Source organism: Maribacter confluentis, assembly GCF_030505015.1.
Lineage (GTDB): Bacteria > Bacteroidota > Bacteroidia > Flavobacteriales > Flavobacteriaceae > Maribacter > Maribacter sedimenticola.
In genome coordinates this window covers 1-12,082 of the sequence record NZ_JAUKUC010000007.1, presented here as the reverse complement: position 1 = coordinate 12,082, position 12,082 = coordinate 1, and the positions used below count along the sequence as shown (strand labels likewise).

The following is a 12,082-nucleotide window of genomic DNA, read 5'->3' as shown; positions in this document are numbered from 1 at the left end:
GCCGAAGGAGTAGATGAGCGTAATCCTTTTAGCCACTAAAAAATTAATAGATGCGGATGCGGTTTCCATTACATTATTGGGCAATAAAGAACAGATTAGGACTAAAAAATTACCGAATTGGATATTGACCTTGACCTTGAGACCAATAATATCATTGATCCAACTGAATCACCAGTTTTTGATGAGTACGCCAATACCCTATTTGAATTAAGGAAACATAAAAATGTAAACTTGGCCATGGCCAAGGATTTAATGGAAGATGTTTCTTATTACGGTACAATGATGGTTTATAAAGGACATGCGGATGGTATGGTGTCCGGAGCGGTACACACTACCCAACACACTATTCGCCCTGCGTTACAATTTATTAAGACCAGACCTGACGTATCCATAGTCTCTTCCATTTTCTTTATGTGCTTGCCCAATAGGGTTACCGTTTTTGGCGATTGCGCGATCAATCCAAACCCATCAGCTGAACAATTGTCAGAAATTGCAATTTCCTCTGCCGCTACAAGTACTGCATTTGGTATAGAACCAAAAATTGCCATGCTATCCTATTCCTCAGGTACATCTGGCGTAGGAGAAGATGTGGACCGGGTTCGCAAGGCTACTGAAATCATCAAAACAAAAAGACCCGATCTAAAGGTAGAAGGACCAATACAGTATGATGCCGCCGTAGATGCCAAAGTAGGATTAAGTAAGTTACCCGATTCTGAAGTTGCCGGACAGGCAAGTGTATTTATTTTTCCCGATTTAAATACTGGCAACAATACATACAAGGCTGTGCAACGGGAAACAGGGGCATTGGCAATTGGACCTATGTTACAAGGATTGAACAAGCCCGTAAACGATTTAAGCCGTGGTTGTACTGTAGAAGATATATTTAATACCGTAATCATCACCGCTATACAGGCGCAAGGCCTTTAACCCAATTTTATGAATATCTTAATTATAAATTCCGGTAGTTCTTCCATCAAATACCAACTTTTGAACATGCCTTCCGCACAAATTATTTGCGCAGGAATAATTGAACGTATTGGCAGTATCGATGCCATTTCTTCCTTTACATCAAATGATCATAAGATAGAAAGGACCTGTACGATAAACAACCACAGGGAAGGTCTGGAAAGAATAACGGAATTACTTTTAGATTCTGAAAAAGGAGTTATTGAAAGTACGGACAATATTGATGCCATAGGCCACCGGGTGGTACATGGGGGAAGCACTTACACAAAAACCACCTTAATAAATGATGATGTAAAAAAGAGCATAAAAAAACTATCTCCTTTGGCGCCACTTCATAATCCTGCCAATTTAGTAGGCATAGAAATGGCGGAAGCGATCTTTAAGAACGCTCAACAAGTTGCCGTCTTTGACACCGCTTTTCATGGTACTATTCCCGTAAAGGCCAAACAATATGCCATTCCCCTACCCTTATATGACGAAAAAGGCGTACAGGCATACGGATTTCATGGTACCAGTCACAAATATGTATCTGAAAAAGCAAATGCTTATTTAAACAATCAAAAGACCAATTTAATTGCAATTCACTTAGGGAATGGGTGTAGTATTACGGCCATTAAAAATGGTAAAAGTATAGACCACAGTATGGGTTTTGCACCGTCTAACGGATTAATTATGGGAACACGTAGTGGAGATATTGACCACTCCATAATTTTCTATATGGTTGACAACCTGGGCTATAGCCTATCCGAAATAAATGAACTACTGAACAAAAAAAGCGGTATGCTTGGCCTTACCGGTTATAATGATTTGCGTGATATTGAAAGCCAGGCAAGTAATGGCAACCAAAAATGTATGCTGGCCCTAGAGATGAACGCCTACCGCATAAAAAAATATATAGGCGCCTATACTGCCGCCATGAACGGATTAGATGCCATAATCTTTACTGCCGGTATTGGGGAAAATTCCAGCTTAATGCGTAAGCTTGTCTGCCAAGATATGAGCCATTTCAATATAGTTTTGGACGATGCAAAAAATGATTTAAGAGCGGCAACTATCCGTGAAGTAAACACCATTGATTCCAAGGTTAAGATTCTGGTGGTTCCAACCAATGAAGAATTGGAAATTGCGCAACAAGTGTACCAGTTACTTACTTAATTACAGCATACAGATACTGCTCTTTAAACCACAAGACTATATCAATCCCTTCATCCAACTGAATAGTGCGTTGTGATTATATACAACAATATAGTTCTATAATAACTTGTAGAATATGATGCATGTCATTTCAACCGCATTTTAATGGATGTACATTTAGGTTGAGTAAATTCAATAACACCTAAATTTAAACATCATGCAGAACGACAACGGAAATGTATTATTGGCCCTATTAACTGGCGCAGCAATTGGAGCAGGAATCGGTATACTTTATGCTCCGGACAAGGGCATTGAAACTCGCCATAAAATAAAAAGAAAAGTAGAGGATACCGGACATGATTTAGCAGAACGTTTATCCCATGCCAAAGACGAACTAACCAAAACGGCAAACGAAAAGAAGGACGTATTCGACAGAAAATTGGATGAGGCCATTGCCACCATGAGTTACAAGGCAGATGACATCATTGATAAATTGGAGAGAAAACTAGAAGACCTTAAAGCTAAAAATGCCCAACTACAAAAATAGTACGTATGGCTTTTGAAGAACTAAAAAATGACCTCATTGGGTTACAGACCGAAATGGGGTCATACATAGAACATAGCGAGGAATATTATAGACTTAAAATATTCAAGGTCCTTTCCAAAAATGCAACAGGTCTATTACAATTGGCACTAATTGGCATTAGTGCTCTCTTGGCATTATTGTTCCTATCCTTTGCAGCATGCCTTTGGCTTTCTGAATTAATGGACAGTTATTTTGGTGGGTTTGTGGTCATTTCCGGTTTTTATATCTTTCTGGCATTTGTATGCTATCTATTCAGGGAAAAATTGAACAAACCTGTACTCAAAAAATTATCCACCTATTATTTTTCGTGATATGACAAAAGCATATACATCCTTCAAAGAAATAGATAATCGACTTAAAGTTTTGGAGCTTCAACGGGAAATCAACAAGGAAAATTTAAAACTATTGGCGCATCATACTAAAGTAGATTTGGTTCCACAGACGTTTCGTACCGGTATAGGCGCACAAATGCTAAACACCTCTACGGTTAAAAGTGCTATCATTACTTTCTTTTCCAATAGATTGTTACGGTATATTCAACATAAAAGAACTTCAAAAAAATCCTAACAACTACATGACCATCACAATAATATAAAACATCTAGTATGAAAATTGGACTTGTGCTCTCTGGTGGGGGTATGCGTGGTGTAGCGCATATTGGGGCCATAAAAGCATTAGAGGAGCATAATATTTTCCCTTCGTATATTGCCGGTACAAGTGCAGGTGCCGTTGTAGGAGCACTATACGCCAACGGTTGCAGTTGGCAGCATATGCTTGAACTTTTTAAAACCGTAGACCTGTTTTCAGTAAAGAAATATGCAAGAAACAAACCAGGATTTGTAGATGCATCTAAATACTATGATCTCTTACGCACCTATTTACCTCATGATAATTTTTCCTCGCTTAAAATTCCTTTATACATAACAGCTACTAATTTATTGGATGGAAACCTGAAAGTTTTTCATCAAGGCGAACTTATTAGGCCAGTATTGGCTTCTGCAGCAGTACCCGGTTTTTTTGCCCCGGTACAGATTGAAGATGGATATTATATTGACGGGGGCACCTTAAATACGTTTCCTGTAGAACTTATTAGCCATTTTTGCGATCAAATTGTAGGTGTATACGTTAATCCATTTAAAAAGGTAAGCATGGAACATCTAAAACATTCCTACCACATTTTGGAACGTGCCTATCATATCATCCTCGCCAATGAATCACTGTCAAAATTTGGGATTGTAACTTGTTGATTCAACCCAAAGGGTTGGAAAATTACAATATGTTTGCTGCAAAAAACATTGATACCATATTTAAACTGGGTTATGAATCCGCAATGGACGAAATACGTTCAAATACTTCTTTTATACAAACATTGAGTTCAAGCGTAAGGGATTAATTATTCCGTTTTCCTTACGTTTTCATCATACAGCCCATTTGAAAACAGGGTGAAAAACAATATGTCATTTTAAGTAGCTGCAGTTCTTAACAAAATTAATTCACTAATATTGGTCTTATCAATTACACCAACTAGTTTCCCTTGCTCAAGTACTGGAAAAAAACCATTTCTTTCCCTTTCCAACAGTTGCAATACCTTCATTAACCCCTCAGATAAATTAACAGTACTAAATTTGGTTTGCATGATGCTGCCCACCAGAGTTTCGGGTGCTTTGGCGTGTTCTATTATATTTTTTTGTGTCAATATCCCTACAATTTTCCCATTGTCAACTACCACAAAATCTTTCTCTGTTCCCCCCAAAAGGATTGCAATGACTTCCTTAACTTTACTATGGGTATTTAATTGTGTTATATTGGTCATGGTAGCATCCTGGACCGAATATCCTTTGAGCAAATCTCCCTGTTTTACCATTTGATTTTCCCCATAGGCCGCAAGAAAGATAAACAGTGCTATCAATATTAAAAAAGGATTAAAAAATAAGCCAAGTACAAAAAATATCATAGCTAACCCTTGACCAAGACTTGCAGCGATTTCAGTAGCCTTTACACGCCCAAGATTAAAGGATAGCAATGCACGCAATACGCGGCCACCATCCATTGGAAAGGCTGGTATTAGATTAAAGACGACCAACATTGCATTGGCTAAAAACAGGTAGAATAAAAAATTCCGTAAGGTTGGTTCATAAAGCAATTCCTCCATAACAATAGCATCAAAATTAAAGTAACTACGTACCGGGACTACCAAGAGAAGTAAAATGGCAATAATGATGTTCACCGCAGGACCTGCCAATGCAATCCAAAACTCCTGTGCAGGTTTTTCAGGCATTTTTTCCAATGTTGCAACACCGCCTATTGGCAATAAGAGTATGTTCTTGGTCTGTACCCCAAAATATTTAGCGATCAGGGCATGCCCCAATTCATGTAAAACTACACAGAAGAACAATACCACAATAAGGGCTTCATTGAGCAATATTCTGTTAAGACCACTGCCTTTCTGAAACTCTAAAAACGCTACCCATAAAAGTAAAAGTATAAAGGTCCAGTGAACTTCAATCTTTATTCCGGATACCTTTCCTAAACGCATGACACCTTTCATAACTACCAATTTTTCACCAAGATATTCTAGACCTAGATCTATACCAATGACAATGGTCATAGCACCAAAATATTCCTACGACTATAATTGAACTATGTTTTGAACATTACCATCAAAAACAGAATTTTTACTTTTACCGTAAACCCAGTGGTCAATGGTATAGTGCCCGATAATAAATTAAGATGCGGCAACCCGGTATATGAACCCGGAGAGGGCGTAATCAATGTGTCTCGCGTAATAAAGGAACTTGGGGGCACTTCCTTATGTATGTACATATCCGGCGGACCTAAGGGGATTCATCTTCAGGAACAATTGACAGATTTACAAATTGACCAACAGATAATCCCTATATCTGGATGGGTACGTGAAAACCATGCCGTAGCCGATACCAAGAACAATGCCCAATACCGATTTGGAATGCCGGGACCCTTAGTTAAAAAAACGGAATGGCAAAGAACATTAATACAATTGGATGCCGTTATTGAAGAAGATGATTTCTTGGTAGCAAGTGGTAGTATGGTAGCGGAAATGGTGTTGGCCTTTTCAAAAAATAAATCAATCAAGGAAATGGGTATTTACGGAGTAGCCTGTGGTACGGCGGCAACCATGAAAGAAGGTTCACAACTTTGTAAAAAGAACGATGTAGATGAGCTGAAAATTCCTAAATAATGGCCAACTGATTATATGTCCAAATCTCCGGATAACTGCCTTAAAATAATTTCCGATAGCTTAGCCTGAAACTTGGCATTGCTAAACCTCACCTTGGCATTAATATAGTTTAATTGCGCAGTTCTAAACTCTAACGTTGGTATTATGCCTATGCGATATTTCTCTACGGTTATGTCTAAATTTTCCTTTGCTATGGCCTCATTACTTTCTTCCAATTCAATTAAACTGATATTGGTCAGATAGGTTTGATATGTAGTACTAAGAATTGATAATAACTCTTGTTGCTGTTGGGCAATGGCAATTTCAGCATTCTCTAACTCTAAACGACCTATTTTTTCATTTCTGTTTTGATTAAAGCCATCAAAAAGATTTAAAGTGGCCCCAAAACCATAATTAAAACCTCTGGAATTGGCACTCGTAGTAAACCCAAGACTTGATTCTGACCTGCCAAAATTATAACCTGTTGTTGCAAAAATAGTAGGATATCTGGCCGCACGTACCTGTTTTAAATCCAATTCATTTATACGTTTGTTAATACGCTCTGCATTTAATTGTGGGTTATTGGAGATGACATCCGCTTCCAGCTCCGGTAATAAAAGACTTTCATCTACATTAATTTCCGTAGCGACCACAAATGCCGTCTTTAAATCTCGTGCCAGTTGTTCATTCAATTGGATTTTGGTGTTGGCATATAATTCCCTCTGCCGCTGCATTAGCGTTTGGTCCGTATTTAAATCTACCTGGGCGTTCAGGACTTCCAATTTTGAGGCCTTACCAATGGTAAACCTATTTTGGGCCAGCTCAACCCGTTGTTTGGATATTAGTATGGTACTATCCAAGGCCGTTAGCTGTTGCTGTTGCTGTACCAAATCATAATAAGTGATCATTACCTCGCCCACTTTGGCCAAAATAACTTGTTTTAGTTCTACCTCGCCTAAATTCTGATTTTGTTTCAATTGTTCCAGATTGGCGAACATGCGTAGGCCATCAAACAAGGTCCAATCCATGGCCACACCATAATTTAAACTATTGTTCTTTGCATTGTCCTGTTCTACCTGGGAACCATCTGAACGGGTTTGCGATAAATTCTGTACACTATTATTATCCGTAATACGGGCTTCCAAAGTAGGAAGCATGCCTGCATAACCCGGACTTACCCCTATGGAATCAATTGCGAGATTATTGCTGGCGGTAATAATACTGTAATTATTCTCTATTGCTATTTTTACCGCTTCATGCAAGGAGAGCACTTCTTGTCCCCGGACATTGCACCCAACTAAGAATACAATAAAAAATATAATCCTGTAATAATTCATTTTAATATGTTTCAAGCACTTTAAACTCCGATCTTTCTACTTTTTCACGTGACCACAGCATATAAAGTGCAGGAATTACAAATAACGTTAGCAGTAAGGAGAACATGGTCCCACCAATGATCACTACCCCCATGCCTATTCTACTGGTAGAAGCCGCTCCCAAGGATAACGCTATGGGCAAAGCTCCCAAGGCAATGGTTAAACTGGTCATTAGAATAGGCCGTAGTCTAGATTCCGATGCCTGTAGAATTGATTCTCTTTTTCCTAATCCCTGTTCCCGTAATTGATTGGCAAATTCTACAATAAGAATACCGTTCTTGGTTACCAGACCAATTAACATTATGGTGCCTATTTGACTGAAAATATTCCATGACTGTCCAAATAACCACAAGGAAAACATGGCTCCGGCAACGGCCATAGGTACGGTCAGGATAATGATAAAGGGATCTATAAAACTTTCAAATTGGGCAGCAAGAATTAAGAAAATCAACAGTAATGCCAATCCAAAAGCAAATAGGGTATTTGAACTACTTTCAACAAAATCCCTTGATTCTCCGCCCAAATCCGTAGTAAAGGATTCATCCAATACTTTATCCTTTATCCGCTCCATGGCCTCAATACCGTCGTTGATGGTTTTACCGGGTGCTAAATTTGCAGATACGGTAGCAGACATGTACCTATTATTGTGATATAGTTGTGGTGGACTACTATGTTCTGATGTTTGAACCAAGTTGTCTAATTGAATCAACAAACCATCTTTATTTTTGACAAAGATCGATGTCAAATCCATCGGTGCATTTCTGTCCTCTTTATCAAATTGACCAATTACTTGATATTGCTTTCCGTTCATTAGAAAATATCCAAAACGTTGTCCGCTCAAAGATAGTTGCAGGGTTTGGGCAACATCTATTACGGACACCCCTAAACTTTCAGCCTTCTCACGGTCTATGGTCACATAGATTTCAGGCTTATCGAATTTTAGATTAACGTCTACAAAGGAAAACGTCTCATCATTTTCGGCCTCAGCCATAAATGCAGGAATATTTTCTTCTAACTTCTTAAAGTTTTGGGCTTGTATAATAAACTGAATTGGCGGTCCTCCTCTTCTATTCACTGAAATTGTAGGTCGCTCAGATACGTTAGATTTACCACCGACATATGCTTTAGCCCATCGCCCAAGGTCATTGGCAATATCATTTTGAGAACGCTCTCGCTCACTTGGGTCAACCAAAGCTATATTTGCCCTACCACTATTAACTGATGATGACCCAAACCCTGGTGAGGTAAGTACAAGACTAACTTTCTTTTCTGGAATAGAATCATTTATCAAATCTGTTATATCGGTCATTAAGCGGTCCATGTATTCATACGAAGAACCTTCTGGGGCATTTACACTTAAGCGAACAAAACTACGATCATCATAAGGTGCGGTTTCTTTTGGAAGTAGTATGTAGAACACCGCAATTAATCCTAAACATCCTGCCAAAATTGGAAAACTCAACCACTTTCTTTTCATAAATTCCCTAAGCGATTCTGCATAGGAACGGTTCATTCTCAAAAAATACTTCTCCGTAAAATGATAGAATTTTGATTGTTTCTGTTTGCCGGGTTTGATCAAGTAAGCATTAAGCATAGGGGTCAGTGACAAAGAAACAAATGCGGAAATCAAAACTGCCGCACCTAAGACCACCCCAAACTCACGGAAAAGCCTGCCTACAAAACCTTCCAAAAAGATTACCGGAAGAAACACCGCTGCCAATGTTATTGAAATGGATATGACCGCAAAGAATATTTCATTAGACCCTTTTATGGCCGCCTCTATAGGGCTCATACCCTCTTCTACTTTTTTATAAATATTTTCCGTTACCACAATACCATCATCCACTACAAGTCCCGTGGCAAGTACAATGGCCAAAAGTGTAAGCACATTAATACTATACCCAAACAGCCACATAATAAAGAAAGTGGCTATCAAGGATACTGGAATATCTATTAAGGGCCTTAGGGCCATGGACCAGTTTCTAAAGAAGAAGAAAATGACCAGGATAACCAATACTATTGAAATCAATAAGGTTTCCGCAACCTCGGTTACAGCCCTTCTTACAAAGACCGTATCATCAATTACCACGTTCAATTTAAAACCTTCGGGCAAATCTTTTTTTAGCTTTTCATATTCCTCATAAAAAGCATCCGCAATCTCCAAATAATTGGTTCCTGGTTGTGGAATGACCGCGGTAGCGACCATTGGCTGACCGGAGTCGCTCATCTTGGTCTCCATGTTTTCCCCTTCCAAACTTGCCTTACCAATGTCACTTAAACGAACCAATTTTTCCCCATCTGCCAGAATAATAATATCGTTGAACTGCTCTTCCGTATTAAGATTCCCGATTGTCTTTACCGTTAACTCCGTATTTTCTCCGGTTAATTTTCCAGATGTACCCAAATACCAAAAGAACATGTTAAAAAAAATTTATAGAACGTCCCGTTTTAATCTACGGTTATATCCATTATTATCGTAATTCTAGGAGTCTTGGGGTTATATACGTTGCCCATTACCCAATACCCTGATATAGCACCACCCACTATAAACGTCAGTGCTAGTTATCCCGGTGCAAGTGCAGAGACCATATTGGAAAGTGTTATTATTCCGTTGGAAGAGCAAATAAATGGGGTAGAGGGTATGAACTATTTGACCTCTACGGCCACCAATAGTGTACAGCATCCATTGATGTATTTTTCGACCAAGATGTGGACCCGGATATTGCGGCCGTTAATGTGCAGAACAGGGTGGCCCGTGCAAATGCATTTTTACCCCAAGCTGTTATCCAGACAGGGGTAACCACACAAAAGCAGCAGACCAGTGCATTAATGTTTTTGGTCATTCTATAGCAGTAATCCGGATTATGATGAAACATTTATTCAGAATTACTTAAAAATAAATGTCATACCTGAATTTCAACGTGTTAACGGAGTTGGTAATGTTAACGTATTTGGCTCTAAGGACTATGCCATGCGTATTTGGTTGCAACCGGAAAAAATTGGCCGCTTATGGACTTATACCATCAGATGTAACAGCTGTGTTGAATGAACAAAGTTTAGAAGCTGCGGCAGGTTCTTTGGGTGAAAATGATGGACAGCCTTTAGTTACACCATTAAATATTCCGGCCGTTTTAAACCGAGGAACAGTACAGCAATATTATCGTAAAAGCACTGGATAACGGACGTTTTTTACGGTTAGAGGATATTGCGGATATTGAATTAGGGGCACAATCCTATGCGTCCGGTTCTACGACTTCCGGCCATCCGGCAGTGAATATGGGTATTTTTCAGACCAAAGGTTCCAATGCCAGTGACATTATCAATGCCATAGAGGGTAAATTGGAAATCATAGAACAAAATATGCCAGAGGGTATGGAAATCTTTATCCCCTATAATACCAACAATTTTTTGAACGCATCTATAGAAAAGGTGGTCAGTACATTGATAGAGGCATTTTTATTGGTATTCTTGGTTGTATTTATTTTCCTTCAGGATTTCAGGTCCACCTTAATTCCTGCCATAGCGGTGCCCGTGTCCATTATAGGTACATTTTCTTTTTAAATCTCTTTGGATATTCAGTAAACCTGTTAACCTTGTTTGCTTTAGTATTGGCCATAGGTATTGTGGTAGATGATGCCATTGTAGTGGTAGAAGCCGTACACGCAAAATTGGACGAAGGGGCACAGGATGCCAAAAAGGCCACTATTACGGCAATGAACGAAATATCAGGAGCTATCATATCCATTACTTTGGTCATGGCCGCAGTATTTATTCCGGTAACTTTTGTACAAGGTCCTACCGGGGTTTTCTATGAGCAATTTGGGGTAACCTTAATCGTGGCCATTATGATTTCCGCAGTAAATGCATTGACGTTGTCACCGGCATTGTGTGCCCTTTTGTTAAAGCCGCATAAAGAGGAACATGAAAAAAGCAAAAATTTATACAACGATTCTTCGATGCATTTAACGCCGGTTTTAAGGCTACTACCCAAAAGTATGGTAAAGCGGTACATTTTTATATAAGAATAAATGGTGTAACCGCTGTCATATTGATTTTGGCCGTTGTGGGTATTTGGTGGTCATCTGGCAATGTCAAAACCGATTTGTACCTGATGAGGATAGGGCCATTGTATTTATCAATGTAGAATTGCCTGCAGGTTCATCCATAGATAGAACCCATGCCGTTAATCAGGAACTGTATGCCAAGTTAAAACAAATACCTGGCGTTTTGGAAGGCTCTGTAATTGAAGGCCGAAGTTTTTTTAGGGGGTTCGGAAGTAATTATGGCCTAGGATTTGTTCGTTTACAGATTGGGACGAACGTAGTACAGATTCATTGTCCATCCAGAATATTACCGCACAAATGTTTGGGGCAGCGGCTAGCATACCTGAAGCGAACATCATTTTCTTTGCACCACCTAGTATACCAGGTTTTGGAAATTCCGCAGGTGTAGAGGTAAACTTGTTGGACCAGTCCAGTGGCAGTTTTGAGGATTTGGATAAAACCAATCAGGAATTTATTGCCAAATTGATGCAGCGTCCCGAAATACAATATGCGCCAGTCATCCTTTAACACTAAATATCCACAGTATGAGCTAGAGCTTAACGTACCAGGACCAAAGAATTAGGAGTTTCCGTAAGCAGTATCTTTTTCAACATTACAAGGATATATAGGAAGTATTTTTGCATCGGATTTTTCAAAGTTTGGAAAACAATATAGGGTCTATGTGCAGGCATTGCCAGAAGACCGTGCAGGAATTGGCAATCTAGACCAAATGTATGTAAGGACCAATGCAGGAGTAATGACGCCCATAACGGAGTTCATT

10 protein-coding genes and 2 pseudogenes are annotated in these 12,082 nt (G+C 39.1%); 9 read left to right on the top strand and 3 right to left on the bottom strand.

The genetic code is table 11. The annotated features are described in order from the left end of the window. The 7 genes and pseudogenes from pta to Q2T41_RS19850 form a co-directional block, all read left to right on the top strand. A pseudogene (gene pta, locus Q2T41_RS19880) lies at positions 1-927 on the top strand (phosphate acetyltransferase); the annotation flags it as partial. Between the two features lie 9 nt (positions 928-936). Further along, positions 937-2,121, top strand: coding sequence for an acetate/propionate family kinase (locus Q2T41_RS19875; RefSeq protein ID WP_304434870.1), 1,185 nt, complete (start codon positions 937-939; stop codon positions 2,119-2,121). Between the two features lie 196 nt (positions 2,122-2,317). Then, the gene (locus Q2T41_RS19870) at positions 2,318-2,647 is read left to right on the top strand and encodes a YtxH domain-containing protein (protein ID WP_304434871.1); all 330 of its coding nucleotides are present in this window, start codon (positions 2,318-2,320) and stop codon (positions 2,645-2,647) included. Between the two features lie 5 nt (positions 2,648-2,652). After that, positions 2,653-2,997, top strand: a complete 345-nt coding sequence (locus Q2T41_RS19865) for a hypothetical protein (protein WP_304434872.1) — start codon at positions 2,653-2,655, stop codon at positions 2,995-2,997. A gap of 1 nt (position 2,998) precedes the next feature. After that, positions 2,999-3,253: a DUF6327 family protein gene (locus Q2T41_RS19860; RefSeq protein WP_304434873.1), complete on the top strand. Its 255-nt coding sequence runs from the start codon at positions 2,999-3,001 to the stop codon at positions 3,251-3,253. A 38-nt stretch (positions 3,254-3,291) separates the two neighbouring features. Next, complete coding sequence (locus tag Q2T41_RS19855) at positions 3,292-3,933, top strand: patatin-like phospholipase family protein (protein ID WP_304437526.1); 642 nt, start codon at positions 3,292-3,294, stop codon at positions 3,931-3,933. Next, positions 3,927-4,079: a hypothetical protein gene (locus Q2T41_RS19850; protein ID WP_304437525.1), complete on the top strand. Its 153-nt coding sequence runs from the start codon at positions 3,927-3,929 to the stop codon at positions 4,077-4,079. The genes Q2T41_RS19855 and Q2T41_RS19850 overlap by 7 nt, the downstream gene beginning before the upstream one ends. Positions 4,080-4,148: 69 nt before the next feature. Here the strand turns inward: Q2T41_RS19850 and Q2T41_RS19845 are convergent, their stop codons facing one another. Beyond that, on the bottom strand, positions 4,149-5,294 hold the full coding sequence (locus Q2T41_RS19845) for a M50 family metallopeptidase (RefSeq protein ID WP_304434875.1): 1,146 nt from the start codon (positions 5,292-5,294) through the stop codon (positions 4,149-4,151). Positions 5,295-5,333: 39 nt separating this feature from the next. On the opposite strand from Q2T41_RS19845, the gene Q2T41_RS19840 reads away from it, so the two are divergent. After that, entirely contained in the window at positions 5,334-5,903 is a 570-nt protein-coding gene (locus Q2T41_RS19840) for a PfkB family carbohydrate kinase (RefSeq protein WP_304434876.1), read from the top strand. Positions 5,904-5,914: 11 nt separating this feature from the next. On the opposite strand, the gene Q2T41_RS19835 is transcribed toward Q2T41_RS19840, so the two are convergent. Both Q2T41_RS19835 and Q2T41_RS19830 read right to left on the bottom strand, forming a co-directional pair. After that, positions 5,915-7,219, bottom strand: coding sequence for a TolC family protein (locus Q2T41_RS19835; RefSeq protein WP_304434877.1), 1,305 nt, complete (start codon positions 7,217-7,219; stop codon positions 5,915-5,917). A 1-nt stretch (position 7,220) separates the two neighbouring features. After that, positions 7,221-9,677, bottom strand: coding sequence for an efflux RND transporter permease subunit (locus tag Q2T41_RS19830; protein WP_304437524.1), 2,457 nt, complete (start codon positions 9,675-9,677; stop codon positions 7,221-7,223). Between the two features lie 14 nt (positions 9,678-9,691). Here Q2T41_RS19830 and Q2T41_RS19825 point away from each other — a divergent pair. Next, positions 9,692-12,082: pseudogene (locus Q2T41_RS19825) on the top strand (efflux RND transporter permease subunit); the annotation flags it as partial.

What these genes read in the sequence shown, in the direction of transcription:
- Q2T41_RS19870 (WP_304434871.1), top strand. Translation starts at nt 2,318, where the DNA reads ATGCAGAACGACAACGGAAATGTATTATTGGCCCTATTAACTGGCGCA.
- Q2T41_RS19855 (WP_304437526.1), top strand. Translation starts at nt 3,292, where the DNA reads ATGAAAATTGGACTTGTGCTCTCTGGTGGGGGTATGCGTGGTGTAGCG.
- Q2T41_RS19835 (WP_304434877.1), bottom strand. Translation starts at nt 7,219, where the DNA reads ATGAATTATTACAGGATTATATTTTTTATTGTATTCTTAGTTGGGTGC.
- Q2T41_RS19865 (WP_304434872.1), top strand. Translation starts at nt 2,653, where the DNA reads ATGGCTTTTGAAGAACTAAAAAATGACCTCATTGGGTTACAGACCGAA.
- Q2T41_RS19830 (WP_304437524.1), bottom strand. Translation starts at nt 9,677, where the DNA reads ATGTTCTTTTGGTATTTGGGTACATCTGGAAAATTAACCGGAGAAAAT.
- Q2T41_RS19845 (WP_304434875.1), bottom strand. Translation starts at nt 5,294, where the DNA reads ATGACCATTGTCATTGGTATAGATCTAGGTCTAGAATATCTTGGTGAA.
- Q2T41_RS19875 (WP_304434870.1), top strand. Translation starts at nt 937, where the DNA reads ATGAATATCTTAATTATAAATTCCGGTAGTTCTTCCATCAAATACCAA.
- Q2T41_RS19860 (WP_304434873.1), top strand. Translation starts at nt 2,999, where the DNA reads ATGACAAAAGCATATACATCCTTCAAAGAAATAGATAATCGACTTAAA.